Origin of the sequence: Paenibacillus farraposensis, assembly GCF_020736845.1 — a bacterium.
In the GTDB taxonomy this organism is placed as follows: domain Bacteria; phylum Bacillota; class Bacilli; order Paenibacillales; family Paenibacillaceae; genus Paenibacillus; species Paenibacillus farraposensis.
On record NZ_JAFFQR010000064.1, the window covers coordinates 123,169 to 138,838 of the forward strand.

The 15,670-nt window shown below is 46.8% G+C and carries 11 protein-coding genes and 1 other annotated feature; of the genes, 3 read left to right on the forward strand and 8 right to left on the reverse strand.

Annotated features, from left to right (window positions below; genetic code table 11):
• Positions 1–70 precede the first annotated feature (70 nt).
• The 3 genes from JO375_RS10210 to JO375_RS10220 form a co-directional block, all read right to left on the reverse strand.
• Complete coding sequence (locus tag JO375_RS10210) at positions 71–1,186, reverse strand: aminopeptidase (RefSeq protein ID WP_229524363.1); 1,116 nt, start codon at positions 1,184–1,186, stop codon at positions 71–73.
• Between the two features lie 78 nt (positions 1,187–1,264).
• Positions 1,265–2,116, reverse strand: coding sequence for a hypothetical protein (locus JO375_RS10215; RefSeq protein WP_229524364.1), 852 nt, complete (start codon positions 2,114–2,116; stop codon positions 1,265–1,267).
• Between the two features lie 101 nt (positions 2,117–2,217).
• Positions 2,218–4,200: a sensor domain-containing diguanylate cyclase gene (locus JO375_RS10220; protein ID WP_229524365.1), complete on the reverse strand. Its 1,983-nt coding sequence runs from the start codon at positions 4,198–4,200 to the stop codon at positions 2,218–2,220.
• A gap of 435 nt (positions 4,201–4,635) precedes the next feature.
• On the opposite strand from JO375_RS10220, the gene rpsD reads away from it, so the two are divergent.
• Positions 4,636–5,235: a 30S ribosomal protein S4 gene (gene rpsD, locus JO375_RS10225; RefSeq protein WP_229524366.1), complete on the forward strand. Its 600-nt coding sequence runs from the start codon at positions 4,636–4,638 to the stop codon at positions 5,233–5,235.
• 78 nt (positions 5,236–5,313) lie between these two features.
• Here the strand turns inward: rpsD and JO375_RS10230 are convergent, their stop codons facing one another.
• Together JO375_RS10230 and tyrS are read right to left on the reverse strand one after the other, a co-directional pair.
• Positions 5,314–6,183, reverse strand: a complete 870-nt coding sequence (locus JO375_RS10230; RefSeq protein WP_229524777.1) for an AraC family transcriptional regulator — start codon at positions 6,181–6,183, stop codon at positions 5,314–5,316.
• A gap of 206 nt (positions 6,184–6,389) precedes the next feature.
• Positions 6,390–7,643, reverse strand: coding sequence for a tyrosine--tRNA ligase (gene tyrS, locus JO375_RS10235; protein ID WP_229524367.1), 1,254 nt, complete (start codon positions 7,641–7,643; stop codon positions 6,390–6,392).
• 65 nt (positions 7,644–7,708) lie between these two features.
• Positions 7,709–7,975, reverse strand: a binding site (T-box leader).
• A gap of 135 nt (positions 7,976–8,110) precedes the next feature.
• On the opposite strand from tyrS, the gene JO375_RS10240 reads away from it, so the two are divergent.
• Entirely contained in the window at positions 8,111–11,134 is a 3,024-nt protein-coding gene (locus JO375_RS10240; protein WP_229524368.1) for a transglycosylase domain-containing protein, read from the forward strand.
• Between the two features lie 86 nt (positions 11,135–11,220).
• On the opposite strand, the gene acsA is transcribed toward JO375_RS10240, so the two are convergent.
• Positions 11,221–12,936 (reverse strand): acetate--CoA ligase, encoded by a 1,716-nt coding sequence (gene acsA / locus JO375_RS10245; protein ID WP_229524369.1) that lies wholly within the window; start codon positions 12,934–12,936, stop codon positions 11,221–11,223.
• A 246-nt stretch (positions 12,937–13,182) separates the two neighbouring features.
• Here acsA and JO375_RS10250 point away from each other — a divergent pair, with 246 nt between their 5' ends.
• Complete coding sequence (locus tag JO375_RS10250) at positions 13,183–13,815, forward strand: GNAT family N-acetyltransferase (RefSeq protein WP_229524370.1); 633 nt, start codon at positions 13,183–13,185, stop codon at positions 13,813–13,815.
• An 11-nt stretch (positions 13,816–13,826) separates the two neighbouring features.
• On the opposite strand, the gene JO375_RS10255 is transcribed toward JO375_RS10250, so the two are convergent.
• Both JO375_RS10255 and ccpA read right to left on the reverse strand, forming a co-directional pair.
• Complete coding sequence (locus JO375_RS10255) at positions 13,827–14,525, reverse strand: 5'-methylthioadenosine/adenosylhomocysteine nucleosidase (protein WP_229524371.1); 699 nt, start codon at positions 14,523–14,525, stop codon at positions 13,827–13,829.
• Between the two features lie 117 nt (positions 14,526–14,642).
• Positions 14,643–15,650 (reverse strand): catabolite control protein A, encoded by a 1,008-nt coding sequence (gene ccpA, locus JO375_RS10260; RefSeq protein WP_229524372.1) that lies wholly within the window; start codon positions 15,648–15,650, stop codon positions 14,643–14,645.
• Between the last annotated feature and the right edge of the window lie 20 nt (positions 15,651–15,670).

Below are 15,670 nucleotides of genomic sequence, written 5' to 3' on the forward strand. Positions count from 1 at the left end.
GGATTATCATGCATCATTGCTTATACATTATGATACATTGAAATCGCTTTCTCAGCAAGAAGGGATATCGCTATATCAAGTTCTCAGGATTTAACGGCTCCAGCTCAGGCAGGACAAAAATACCGTCTTTACGGATCAAAACATCATCAAAATAAATTTCTCCGCCGCCATAGTCTGGACGTTGAATCAACACCAGATCCCAATGAATCGAAGAACGGTTGCCGTTATCTGCGGTTTCATAAGCTTGGCCTGGTGTAAAATGCAAGCTGCCCGCAATCTTCTCATCAAACAAAATATCCTTCATCGGATGTAAAATGTGCGGGTTGAACCCGATCGCAAACTCGCCAACATAACGCGCTCCCTCGTCGGAATCCAGAATATCATTCAACCGCTTTGTATCATTGCTTGTCGCTTCCACAATTTTACCATTTTCAAAACGGAATTTGACATTTTCAAAAGTGATCCCATTATATAATGTTTGTGCGTTATAGCTGATGGTTCCGTTAACGGAATCACGCACAGGCGCACTGTAGACTTCACCATCCGGGATATTGCATTGACCCGAGCACTTGACAGCCCCGATCTGCTTGATAGAGAAGTTCAGGTCTGTGCCTGGCCCTTTAATCCGTACCTTGTCTGTCCGGTTCATCAGGTCTGCCAAAGCATCCTGTGCCTTGTCCATTTTAGCGTAATCCAGATTACACACATCGAAATAAAAATCTTCGAACGCTTCGGTGCTAATGTTTGCCAATTGAGCCATACTGTTATTCGGATAACGCAATACGACCCATTTTGTATGCTTCACCCGTTGCTCGCTATGTACCGCATGGTGATAAATGGAATTATACATTTTCATTTTTTCTTCTGGTACATCTGACAGATCATTTACATTTTCTCCAGCGCGAATCCCAATGTAGCAATGCATCTGCTTCATTCGGTTGAGGTCAATTTCAGCCCAGGTTTCCAGCATTTCCTTTGTTGCATGACGCAGCATGGCGCTTTGTACCTTGCGGTCCGTAAGCTGGACAAACACATTGCCGCCTTTTTTACCAACTTCATGAATAATGGCGTTAAGCAAGTCGCGCTCTGCACCAATCATCTCAATCAGTACATTTTCTCCCGGCTGTACATCAACCGAGTATCCGGCCAGGTTTTTCGCCAGCTTGAGCATTCTAGGATCTTTCATGAGTTGTCTCTCTCCTTCTCTATTTCATACTTTTTGAACAATGGTTAATTCAAAGCCCATTGTATCATGCCTGCTGTGTTACTTGTAGTCCTCAAAAGCAACTCTGGTAATGAGTGCTTCTATATGCATTTTTTCAGCCGCTTCCTGTCTGGAAATTCGGCACTCCGATGATAGCTTCAAGGGCAAGCCTGTTTGACGATCGATGGTCAGATGGTACACCGCCTGCACATTAGATTGCTCTAGCTTGCTGCCCAGATCTTCACAGCCGTGCGTCCATACTTGATTCAGTTTTTGTTGCAGCTTTTGATTGGACTGCTTATGCTTCGAATTTAATATTACGGTCTGCGGGTTTAAGGCATTCATCTCTTTCATTAAACGTTCTTTCAACCAGCGCTTGGCCGAGGCGGGTTCCGGCTCAATCCGCAATACCCAGGTCCCTCGTGCAGCATTGCTCTCCATACGAATCGTCTTATTCAGCGTGTTCAGCTCCTCCAGCTCCTGAATCGGATTAAAGCGATCCAGCATGCCTTCACCAGCTATAGGACTATCCCCGGCTGTCATTGCATTCCATTTTCCATTTTTACGAATAAAACGTTCATGTGTCCCTCCCTGCCCGAGCTTGCCTTGTTTCAGTGCTGCATAACCTCCCTGCTTGCGAATAGCTTCCGTAGAGCCCCAGTACATGACCAGTACATCGTGGTTCTTGACATCCCCGCGATATTCAAACTGTTTATTCATGGGCAGTCTCTGGTTAACTCTAACCCCAGTTCGTCCAGTAAATGTTAACCTCTCTTTGCCGGCCATTCCTGCAACGGCTCTTTTAAAAATCTGATCAGGTGTATTTTGCCGCTCGATCAGCGTACAACCACTGAGCAAACATAGAACAACAAATATATAAAGCCCCATAACCCACTGTTTTCTCAAATGCATCCATCATCCGTCCTATCGTAAATATAAGTTATGATTAGGATTTCCTGTAAGCAATGAGTTATGCAAGACAAAAAAAGAGAACATTCCTGATGGAATATTCTCTATGCATTAGCCTCATGATCAATAACGGTTCGATTGCGTCCTTCATTTTTGGCCTCATACAGCGCCATATCCGCCCTATAAAATAATGATTCAATGCTAATATGCTCGTCCAGCCAATTCCATTCGGCAATTCCACAGGAAACCGTTACCCGTGGCTCCGTTTCTTGCTGCACGCAATAACGTATCTTTTCCGCATATTGAAGCGCCTGCTGGACACCCAATTGTGGCAAATAGATCGCAAGCTCCTCGCCGCCCCATCTGGCACATACATCCTCCTCACGGGTCTCGGTGCGAACGATAGCACTGACGCTTTTCAGAATCTCGTCACCTGTCTGATGTCCATACGTATCATTCACCTTCTTGAATTGATCAATATCTACCAAAATAAGTGATCCGCAGAAATCCTTCTTCTGATGCTGCTGGATGAACTGATCGACATAATGACGTGCATACAGTCCTGTTAACATATCCATATTTGCCAGCCGCCCCACCTCAGCATGGAGCATGGCATTAGTTACGGCCAGTCCGATATGGGGAGCCAGCATTTGCAGCATCTTGTAATTATCATATGAGAAAAAGTTCGGAAGCTTGCTGGACAATAAAATAACTCCTCTGGAGGTACCGTTGTTTTTCATAGGTACAGCCATCAAAGACAGGGAACCCGTCAAATCCATAAACTGTGAGGATATTTTCCCTTCTCTATAGTCCGACACAATAACAGGTTCCCCTGTTTTACATACCAATCCGGCAAGCCCATCATCACGAGGATAGCTGTGCTGTCTTAAAAGTTCCACATTGCTCGACGTGACCGTATAACAGCTTTCTTGTTGATCAAGCTGTACGATACAGCAATAGTCAGCCATAAACATTTTTAACAGCTCCTGCATGGCAAACTCAAACACTTCATTTAATTTTAGACTTTGGTTCAAGCGCTGAACCAGCTCATTGATAAGACGCAACTCATGGATAAGCACGTTCGATTGCTCTAGCAGCTTCGCATTTTCAAAGGCGGTCCCAGCAGTATCCGCCATCATCGCAATCAGTTCTACATCCACTTTTTTCATATGATCCGATCCTGACGGAAGAGTCATATGGAAAACACCGTACACACCCTGTTTGCCACGTAATGGGATACCGATTTCAGTCACTTCATTTTGTGTGCCGACAGGTTCATTTACGGTCATTTGCCCTTTCATAAATGCACGCACGCATACATCATCATCCCGTTCATGCAGCAACAACGGCTTGACCTGTGGATTGCGGCTGTGCCGGTCCTGGCTCATGTACAACGTAATATCCATATAAGGAAAGAAATAGGCGATACTGTCAAATACTTCATCCAGTACGCCTTCCACGTCAATCTTGTCATGCATCCGCTTTACAATCTGAAATAAAATAGAGCGGCGTCTGCCCTCATGATCATTTCGATTCCGCATGCTAAGAATATCTTCGATAAATTTATGCTCAAACTTCGAATAAAAACAGGATCTAAAATGTAAAGCAGCCGCCAAAAAAGTGTCCGGTTCGGGAACAAGCTGTCGAGCGGGCCGTGTAAAACGAAGAGCAGCAAACGGCTCCCTCTTGTGGCTGCGGCATAGGAGGGGAACCATGTATACTAATGCCGGGCTTCCGTCGCGAAGTTTACGCTGACTCACTTCGATCTCTCTGGAAAAGCAGCAGCGCTCGACTAATCCCAAATCCTCATCATCATCCTCTTCCTTACCTGCAACCCGGACACCCGCAAAATTAAAAACAGCAGTACATTGTTCATGAATCCAGGGTATACCATTGCCCTGCTGCAACCAGTCCCGATATCCTTGAACAAGAAGCTGGTTAATATAAGGGAAGTCATAGGGTGTCATATCCATGCTCTGGAGCCAGGCAAGAGACGTATATTCAATATCATCAAACAGCGGAGCACCGCTTGCCTGGACCGTTGTACCGCCAAGCGTTTGCTGATCCGTTGTTGAAAATTCCGACATATCAAGGCGCTCCTTCACAGCAAAATTACTGTACCAAGACAGTGGCTATACACCACTATAACTCATAATATGGTCTATTTTACTCTCAACTTTAGAAATTTGCATCCATTTTTCAGAGATTTAACCTATTTTTTTAGTTCTAAAGACCTATCGACAAATTTTGACGTTTTCATTCTTTTTCTCTTCTTGACAATGACCCATCCCTACATATAATATATATTATTGAAAAAGACTGTGCAGCAGAATCATTCACTGTGCGGATCTTAAATTTTGGGCGTAACAGTTTGTGTCACCCTCATCTTTTTTGTTGCTGACAGAACAGCGGCTGAACTTTTTTGTCAGTAGTGCGTCTCGCCTTGACAGGTAGCGCCGAACAAATTGGAGCGCAAAGAGAGCCCCAACTCAAATTTTAATTATGAAGGAGTTAACTCTATAATGGCACGTTACACTGGTCCTAAATTTAAATTAAGCCGTCGTCTCGGTATTTCTCTGAGCGGCACAGGTAAAGAATTGAAACGCCCTTTCCCTCCGGGACAACACGGTGCAAACCAACGGAGAAAAATGAGCAACTACGGTATGCAGCTTCAAGAGAAACAAAAGCTGCGCCACATGTACGGCATGGGTGAAAAACAATTCCGTACCCTGTTCAACAAAGCTCAACACATGCACGGTATCGCTGGTGAAAACTTCATGTTCTTGCTGGAAAGCCGCCTGGACAACCTCGTGTTCCGTCTTGGCTTTGCTAATTCCCGTGCAGGTGCACGTCAATTGGTGGCTCACGGCCACGTTACTGTGAACGGCAAAAAAGTTGACATTGCTTCTTACCAAGTAAGCCCTGGCGACGTGATCGGTCTTCGTGAAAGAAGCCGTTCCCTGTCTTCCATTAAAGAAGCTTTGGAAAACCGCACCCACTTGGCAGCTTACCTGGAGTACAATGACGCTGCTCTGGAAGGTAAATACATTCGTTTGCCTGAGCGTGGCGAATTGTCCCAAGATATCGATGAAAAACAAATCGTCGAATTCTACAACCGCTAATCCTTGGATTAGCACTGAAAAGCACCCGAACTTTGTTCGGGTGCTTTTTTTGTGACTAAAAGTTTTGGCCTGACCATTTTATTCAATGGGGATATACACTTTCATGCTCAAATGATCAGGATAGGAGGAATTCATTACATCCGTAATTTCAAAGTCAGGCCCCTCCCTTCGCTCAAAATTGGAATTCGGAAGCCATGTTCCGTAGATGTAGTTTCGTATATTCTCAACCCGTCCGTTTGAACCTGAAGCGTCAAATTCGGCATACTTCCCAGCTGGAAGCTCCATATATATGAAGCCCTCTGCCAATTCTTTCGGTTCTTTTTCGACAGCCTCCCCAATCACAAACGAGAAAGCACCGTCATTTTCAAAGCAACAGGCAATACCATAGGACATCCCTGGTGCAACCTTGTCCGGAATACACATAAAATATTCATTGGCTCCAAAATGCTGATAAAAACCCGGAATTTCCTTATAGTGCTGCTCATTGTTCAAATTCGTGTTGTACTTGTACCCTATAATTTTAATCGCTTCGAGCTCTAGTATGACTGGCTTATCCACATCCAAATCTCCCTTCGGTTTTTTTTGGTAATCGAGAAAATTGATCCTGTTCTGGCGAGGAAGTTCCATATCGCTGTTGCGGTATTTGCCGGGGGTGATGCCAAAGCTCTTTTCGAAAGCACGAGTAAATGCTTCTTGTGAGTTGTACTGATACTCCATAGCAATGTCTAATACCTTGTGATGGGATTGCTTCAGCTGTGCAGCCGCCTCGGATAATCTTCTCCTTCTTATATATTGCTGCACCGTAAAGCCCGAAATCGCCTGAAAAACCCGCTGAAAATGAAAGGCTGAAAAGCAAGCTTGCGAAGCGATCTCGGCAATGTTCAAATCCTCCCGCAGATTCAGTTCAATAAACTCGATTGCATTTTGAATTCGTTTAAAATAGTCCATACAATCCTTCCCCATACTTGTTATCGTTATTGCCATCTATCCATACATCCAAATGGAGCAAGCCCTCACAATCCATTATGTATAATTCAGCACCTGCTTGTTTGATTATTTGTGCTAAGTTTACCATGGCCGCCAATCTTAAAGCATAAAAAAAGCAGCGCAGAGATGCTATTCAGATCTCAACGCTGCAAATAATTGTAACTAAACTAGCCTAGCTTGATTTTAGCAAATTTCCGCTTACCTACCTGAACAATATCTCCTTCCTGTGGCGTGTATGCTCCGTTCACATCGGTCCATTTCTCTTCGTTGATTTTGACCGAACCCTGCTGAATGCTGCGCTTCGCTTCGCCGTTAGATGCTGCAAAGCCCAGATGAGTCAGCAACTGGATCACACGAATTCCGCCATCCTCTAACTGATCAGATGTCAAGGTGAACTCTTCGATATCGTCAGGCAGGGCACGCTGCTGGAATACAGTCACGAAATGCTGCTTGGCTGCTTCTGCTGCTTCCTCGCCGTGGTACATGCGCACCAGCGTTCCGGCCAGCTTCATTTTCGCATCACGCGGATGAACGGAGCCATCCTGAATGCCTTTGGCCAGCTCTGCAAGCTCCTCATTGCTGATATCCGTCGCAAGTTCAAAATATTTCTGCATCAGCTCATCAGGTACGGACATCGATTTTCCGTATATTTCGTTCGGCTCTTCATCCACACCGATGTAGTTGCCCAAGCTTTTGCTCATCTTCTGTACGCCATCGAGCCCTTCAAGTAGTGGCAGCGTGATAGTCGCCTGCGGCTCCACGCCGTATTCCTTTTGCAAAGTTCTACCCATCAGCAGGTTGAACTTCTGATCCGTTCCTCCCAGCTCAATATCGCTTTGGAGAGCGACGGAATCCATGCCCTGCATCAGCGGGTAAAAGAACTCATGGATGCTGATCGGCAAGCCGTTCTGGTATCTCTTTGTAAAATCATCCCGTTCCAGCATGCGGGCAACGGTTACCTTGGCGGACAAAGTGACAACATCAGCAAAAGACATCGGTCCCAGCCATTCGGAGTTGTAGTATACCTTTGTTTTTTCAGGATCAAGAATTTTAAAGATCTGTTCTTTATATGTTTGCGCATTGCGCTGCACATCTTCCTCAGTCAATTGCTTCCGAGTTTCCGATTTGCCTGTCGGATCACCGATTCTGCCTGTAAAATCTCCAATAATCAGCTGTACCTGATGACCCAGTTCCTGGAACTGGCGCAGTTTGTGCATCACAACCGTATGTCCGATGTGAATGTCAGGGGCAGACGGATCAAGACCAAGCTTGATTTTGAGCGGCTCACCGCTAACGACCGATTTGATCACCTTACGCTTCAGCTCATCCTCCGGTACAATTTCCGCCACACCACGCTGAATGACATCGAGCTGTCGCTCTACCTCTGCCTGTTGCTCAGGCTTCAATTCTTCCCATTTCATTCTGCATCCTCCTCTTTCATATTCCAGATATTACATGTTAAACAAACCAAAAAGCCCCTTTCATCCCAAGGGACGAGAAGGAGCTGCTCGCGTTACCACCCTAATTAAAGAAACGTATACCGTAAACAAGCGTTTCTTTCACTTCATTATTTATAACGGGCCTACACCCGGTGCTGGATTACTATAGCTGCTTCGCAAATCTGCAAAGCTTCCCATTCATCCAGACAGCTCCAGACGGTAATTCAAAGGAGGGACGCTACCGATTCACACCACCCATCGGCTCTCTGTGCAACGTAATTCCGCCTTCTACTGAAGTCTTTCTCAGCTTTTCACAATATTCACTTTGACTTATTTATAACATACCGTTTTTATGTCGTCAACGACACCAAAAGACAGGCTTTTTAGCATATGGGTTCATTTTGTAATTCTATGCTATAATAATGGCTGTTAAAAAGGAGGAAGACTTCATGGTTGAAGAAAACAACAACGTATCAGAGCCAAAGCCTTCCCGCTCCCGGACATACATGCAAAGGCTCGTTCGTATCATAAAGTGGGTCGTCATCATCGGTTTTGTGGGAGCACTGTTCATAGGAGGAGCCGCCGCCGGCTATGTGGCCTCAATTGTAAAAAATGAGCCGGTGCGTTCCAGAGCCATGATTGAACAGGAAGTCAATAAAAATGCAATTACGGGCTTCGCATATTTCAATGACGGCACTCCAATCGGGCAGCTCCGGACAGAAGAAGATCGGCGGCCCGTCACATTTAAAGAAATTCCGCAGCTCGTCATTGATGCAGTTATTGCTATTGAGGATAACCACTTTTATGAGCATAAAGGTGTCGATCTATCGGGGACGCTGCGTGCTGTAAAACAAAAAGCACTGCATGAATCGGTACAAACCGGGGGCAGCACCCTCACTCAGCAGCTTGCGCGACGTGTTTTTCTGAATCTCGACCGCACAGATGACCGCAAGGTGAAGGAAATCCTGCTGTCTCTCCGCCTTGAACGCTTTCTGAGCAAGCAGCAAATTATTACTGCCTATCTCAACAAGGTACCTTTTGGAAACGGCTCAAGCGGCTACAACGTCTTTGGCATCAAAGCAGCAGCCAAAGGCATTTTTAATGAGAATGATCTGAACCAGCTCAATGTGGCCCAGGCCGCCTATCTGGCAGGTTTGCCTCAGCTTCCTTCTTCTTACTCCGCCTTCAACGGTAAGGGTGAGTTTAACGAGTCCGGCTTTAAAAGGGCAATAAACCGTCAGCATCTGGTGCTCAGCCGAATGCTGGAGGAAAATAAAATCAATAAAGCACAGTATGATGAAGCAATGGCTTTTGATATTAAAAAATCGCTTGCACCACGTACTGTCAAAGCTTATAACACCTATCCGTACCTTATGATGGAGACAGAGCGGCAAGCCGCACAGGCACTGATGTCTGTCACGAATCCGGGCCAGACGCCCAATGCCAGTGCAGATGCAAAGTCCAAGGATGAAAACGACTTGCTCAAAGAAGCCGAACAGCAACTTCGCACGGGCGGCTACATGGTCTATACAACCATTGATAAGAGTGTGTACAATTCCATGCGTCAAATAGCTGAAAATAAGGACAATTTCTCGCCCACCAGCAAAACCAAGGGCGATGAGCAGGCAGCAGCCATTTTGATTCAGCATAAAACAGGTGCAATTCTCGGGATGATGGAAGGTCGGGACTTCCAGAAGGAACAGATGAATTATGCCACACAGATGGTGCGCCAGCCGGGATCAGCCATGAAACCCATTGCCGCCTATCTCCCTGCATTGGACAGTGGTCTTGTGCAGCCCGGTAGTATCGTGGATGACGCTCCTATTATTTTAAAGGATGGCAGCAATGGATACCATATCCCGAAAAATGCCAACAACCGCTATCAGGGCCTGGTTACGGCGCGTTATGCACTGAACCAATCGCTAAATACGATCGCACTCAAGCTGTTTAATGAAAAAGTAGGGATCAGCAAGGCTTGGGCGTTCGCCAAAAAGCTGGGCATTACCACCCTGGAACCGAGTGATAACAACGCCCAGACGGGTGTACTTGGCGGCCTGGCTCATGGGGTGACGGTCGAGGAGCTAACGAATGCTTATGGAGCCATTCCTAATGGCGGCGTATTTAACGACGCTTATATGATCGAAAAGATTGTGGATTCGGAAGGCAATATCGTATATAACCATCAGCCTAATCCTGTGCAAGCTTTTACACCTCAAACGGCCTACCTGATGACGGACATGCTGCGCACAGCGGTGTCGGAAGGTACAGGCAAATTGGTGAAGCGCAACTTTAATCAGGCTGGCAAAATTCCGATTGCCGGCAAGACAGGTACTACACAATCCTATACCGATGTCTGGTTCGAGGGATTTACGCCTGACGTTACGCTGGGTGTATGGGTCGGTTACAAACAGCCTGTCAATAAGCTTGAAACGAAAGCACAAAAAGAGCGCGCACGCCGCTTATGGGCGCTGATTATGAATGAAGTAACGTCTAAAGATTCCCAGTTATTCCAGACAGCCAGCTTCAAAAGACCTGACGGAATTGTAAGCCGGACAGCATCTGCGTATGGTTCGGATATTTACAATGTTAAATATCTGCCCAAAAACAGCGAAAATGGGGTTACCCGTGCCAAATATATTACCTATCAGGGTGTGAATTACATTCCACGCGATGGTACACCGGATGATATGGTGTATGAACGGACGGTTAGAAAAAGAGAAAAACCAATCTCTGAATTGATTAAAGAGCTTGAGCAAGCCTTCTCGGTGATGAGACGACATAACTCGTTGTCTTACTATCTGCCAGAGGATGCCGATAAGGAAGCTCCTACTCAAGTTGATCCACGCAAGGACGATGGCGTAGCCCCTAATGCTCCAACGAGCATCAGTATAAGCTACAATGATGGAAAGGTCATAATCAGCTTCAGTCCAAGCGGCAACAGCGACGTCGTCGGATATCGTCTCTACCGTTCTACGGATGGGGGCAGTTTCCAAAGGCTTGGCAAGGTCGTCATGGCTGATGGCTCTAAGGTGTTCTCCGATAGTCCTGTGGGCAGCAGCTCCAGCTACTACGTGACCGCCGTTGATGTAGGCGGACATGAGTCCGAGCCAAGTGCCCAAACGAGCGCAGCATCTGTATTGCCGCCAGTAAATTCTGATTCCCCAGCCGTTCCGGGTGAGGGAGATGCAACAGGCGTGCAGCCTACAAAGGTTCCTACGGCTCCTGGGCAGCCCCAGGCTAAAGCAGCAGGCTCTTCCGTAGCGCTTCAATGGAATGCCGGGAAGCCTACAGACGCTATTACCGGCTATAAGGTGTACTACAGCGAAAACGGTGCGGAGCCCTTTACCAACATAGGCTCTACCGCATCTACCAGCTTTGAATACAAAGCTGGCAAAAAGCCAAAAGGCTGGTTCCGTGTCACCTCCATTAATGCAGTAGGCGAATCGCCTCCTTCTGGAGCTGTCCGTCCTTAACGGCAAATAAAAGCAGAAAACAACAGGAGTCTCCTCTGCCAATACGGCTTTGGAGACTCCCTTTTTATTATTCTATGAGCAGCGCTTTAATCCTCTATGGTAGACAAATCCCCTGTAGGAAGGTTAAGCTCCCAGGCTTTCAGTACACGTCTCATAATTTTGCCAGAACGGGTTTTGGGCAGCTTTTCCTTGAATTCAATTTCGCGTGGAGCCGCATGGGCTGACAGCCCTTCCTTGACAAAGCGCGAGATATCCTGCTGCAAAGCCTCCGAAGGTGTGTAGCCTTCACGCAGTGCGACAAAAGCTTTAATGATTTCTCCTCGTACGGCATCCGGTTTACCAATGACTCCAGCCTCCGCTACAGCAGGATGCTCCAGAAGCTTGCTCTCGACCTCAAAAGGCCCGATTCGTTCGCCTGAGGAATTAATGACATCATCAATCCGTCCCTGGAACCAGAAATATCCGTCCTCATCCATGTAGGCAGAGTCGCCGGATACATACCAACCGGGAAAACGGAAATACTCCTGATACTTGTTTGGATTGTTCCATATACGGTTCATCATGGATGGCCACGGTGTACGAATCGCCAAATGCCCCATCCGGTCAGGAGGCAGCACCTGCCCTTTGTCATCCAGAATAGCAGCCTGAATCCCCGGGAGCGGCTTTCCCATCGAACCGGGTTTAATCGGCAGCTCAGGGTAATTGCAAATTAACTGTCCTCCCGTTTCTGTCATCCACCATGTATCGTGAATGCGCTGCGAATAGACTTGCCAGCCCCATTTGACCACCTCAGGATTGAGCGGTTCTCCGACAGACAGCACATGCCGCAGGCTGCTGAGGTCATATTTGGCAACAACCTGCTCTCCCGCGCTCATCAGCATCCGAAACGCTGTAGGAGCGCTATACCATATGGTTATCTCGTAACGCTCAATCGTCCGGTACCAATCCTCCGGACTGAATCGTCCCCCACGAATAACATTCGTCGCTCCATTCAGCCATGGAGCAAAAATGCCGTATGAAGTTCCGGTAACCCAGCCGGGATCGGCAGTACACCAATAGACATCACCTTCTTGCAAATCCAGCACCATTTTGCCAGTATAATAATGCTGAATCATCGCATTTTGCACATGATACACGCCCTTCGGCTTGCCTGTAGAGCCTGACGTATAATGAATGATTAGTCCATCCTCACGACTTAGCCATTCAGGCTCAAGCTCTTCTGAGGACGAAAGCATTTCCGTTTCAAAATCAATAATTCCCTGCTCTCGTCTGTCCAGATCACCAACCACAAAGATATGCCGCAGCTCAGGAAGCTCCTCACGTTTTACCCGCGACAAAAGTGCAGGTGTAGTTACAAGCGCCACCGCCCCGCTATCCTCCAGCCGATCCTTGACCGCTGTTTCCATAAACGCCTCAAACAAAGGGCCCACAACAGCCCCTACCTTTAAAACGCCGAGCAAGCTAATGACCAGCTCAGGTGAACGCGGCATGAAAATAAATACCCGCTCTCCCTTGCCAATACCGTATTTACGCAGCACATTGCCAAATCGGTTAGAGCTGGCACGAAGCTGAGAAAAAGTATACGCTTCATGACGGTCGGCATCACAGTACAAAAGGGCTGTTTTTTCACCACGACCTTCCTCAACATGCCGGTCAATAGCTTCATGCGCCATGTTTACCTTGCCTGTTTCATACCACGTAAAATGACGTTCTGCATCTTCCCACTGAAATTGGTTGTAAGCTTGTTCATACGGGCCCATGTTGGATGATGGAACTACAGTCTGAAGTTCTTCAATCTTCATGCATACAGCCTCCTTACAATATGATAATGAGATTTAAACAAAACAAGATAACGCTTACAAAATCAAAAAAAGGAAATGTATACTTCGGTTTGACGTCTAATTTAAAACATCTAATTGTGAACATTTTATGTCTAAAACAGTATAGCATAGATAAGGATGTGACGACCATCCTTTTCATTTATTTGTTTTTTTGCTATAAGTAGGGGATAAGAGTATTAGCCAATGGTAAACAAGGAGGCTGTGCATATGCAGCATTTAAAACTGCACCACTTGGACACGCTGGATCATAACGGACAGACAATCTATATAGAAGGCCCCGTATCCGCTGATCAACTGCATGCATTTCAAATGCACACGCAATTGGACGCCTTCCGTAAACCCAAGGAGCAATTCGGCGCGCTTGTGGAAATTTCAGAGCTGCCGGAGGGTAGAATTATCATTGCCCATGATGGAGAAACCCTGCTGGGATACGTCACTTTCCACTACCCGGACGAGTTGGAACGCTGGTCGGAAGCGGGCATGCAGGACCTGCTGGAGCTTGGCGCCATTGAAGTCGCCGACGACTATCGAGGACTGGGCCTCGGAAGCCGAATGATCCGGCTTGCCTTTGAGGACGGACAGCTTGAGTCCTATATTATTTTTACGACCGAGTACTATTGGCACTGGGATTTAAAGGGCAGCGGCCTTTCCGTATGGGAGTACCGCCGCATGATGGAACGTCTGATGAAAACCGTGGATATGGTCTGGTACGCTACGGATGATCCCGAAATATGCTCACACCCGGCAAACTGCCTGATGGTACGTATGGGAGATGACATCCCTCTTGCATCGCGAGAGCAATTTGACCGCATCCGGTTTGTACGAAGATTCATGTACTAAATGGGACACTGTTAATCCAGATGCCCCAGCATGTACTCTACAATACGATGCGAGCGATGAGATGCTTTTACCGCAAATTCAGCAAAATTAACGTGCGCCGAGCCGTCGGCTTTATCTGACATAGACCGCAGGACAACAAATGGTACACCGTTCATATGAGCCGTCTGAGCTACCGCTGCACCCTCCATTTCAGTGCAAGCGCCGCCCATCTCCTGATGTAATGCGGTTACCAATTCACGGCTTGCAACAAATTGATCGCCTGATAGAACCTTGCCGACAATATAACGGTCACCAAGCGATTGGCAGGCTTGTTCAGCCAGGCGGACAAGCCCGGGATCAGCAGCAAACTCCGACGTTTCCTGATAAGGTATGATCCCTTTGGCAAAACCCAAAGGCGTTACATCCATGTCATGCTGCATGCATGTTGACGAGATAACCATATCCCCAATGTTCAAATCAGGCTGTACTGCTCCGGCCACTCCCGTGAAAATAATCTGTTCCACGCCAAAACGATCAATGAGGATTTGTGTGGTGACCGCAGCATTGACCTTGCCGACACCGGATTTGCATACGACAACCTGATGCCCGTGAATGTTGCCTGTAGTGTATGTGATTCCGGCCTTGATCGACGTACTCACATCCGTCATCGCTGACAGGAGTAATTCAATTTCTTCATCCATGGCACCCATCAACCCATAAATCCGGCTCATAACGTCTCCCTCTTTTCCTGGTTGGATGATGATTATATCTGCACGAAGTTATGTATCCGTGAAAAAAGCCCCATCAAAGGAGCTTTCATCAAAAATATATCCTATTAAGCACTACGCTTAGTCCAGATAATTGACTGACAACCGCAAAATCGTTTCATGCGGCAAAATGACGTGAGAATTATCCACATTTTCCTTTTTCATCAGTTTGGTCAGCAAACGCATCGCTACCGCACCCAAATCGTACATCGGTTGCGCAACAGTTGTTAACTGAGGACGAACCATGGATGCCATACGAATATTGTCGACACTGATTACGGAAAAATCATCAGGCACCTTTAAGCCTTCGTCCTGGATGCTATGAATAGCGCCAATCGCCATTTCATCTGTAGCAGCAAAAATCGCGGTCGGCTTCTTCTTCAAGCCCAGGAAGTATTTCATAGCCTCAACACCGGACTCATAACGGTAGTTCCCGATTCGCACAAGATCCTCTTGATACTCAATTCCGGCGGATTCCAATGCTCGCTTGTAGCCTTGGAAACGTGCATAGCCGTTTGCAGGATCTTGAAGCGTACCACTGATCATCGCGATTTGACGGTGGCCATGGCGGATCAATGTGCTTACTGCGTCAAATGCAGCGGCTTCGTGGTCAATATCGACCGATGGATAGCTGCCTTTTTCATCACTAGTTGCACACAGAACAATTGGAACAGCGGCTGTATGAAACGCCTGAATATGCTCATCCGTTACTGTGCCGCCCATGAACAGAAGTCCATCCACTTGCTTTTCAAGCAACGTATTGATGACCCGAATTTCTTTTTCCTTCCGCTTATCGGCATTACACAAAATAATATTATAGTGATACATATTCGCAATATCCTCAATACCGCGCGCAATTTCTGCAAAAATTGAGTTCGATATATCCGGAATAACTACGCCTACGGTTGTTGTCTTCTTGCTGGCCAGACCTCTAGCCACCGCATTTGGGCGATATCCCAATTGTTCAATTGCTTCGTATACTTTCTTACGTGTCTGAGGTTTTACATTAGGATTATTGTTAACTACACGGGACACCGTGGCCATTGAGACACCGGCTTCGCGAGCTACATCATAGATCGTTACCGTCACATTCCTTCTCTCCATTGCCA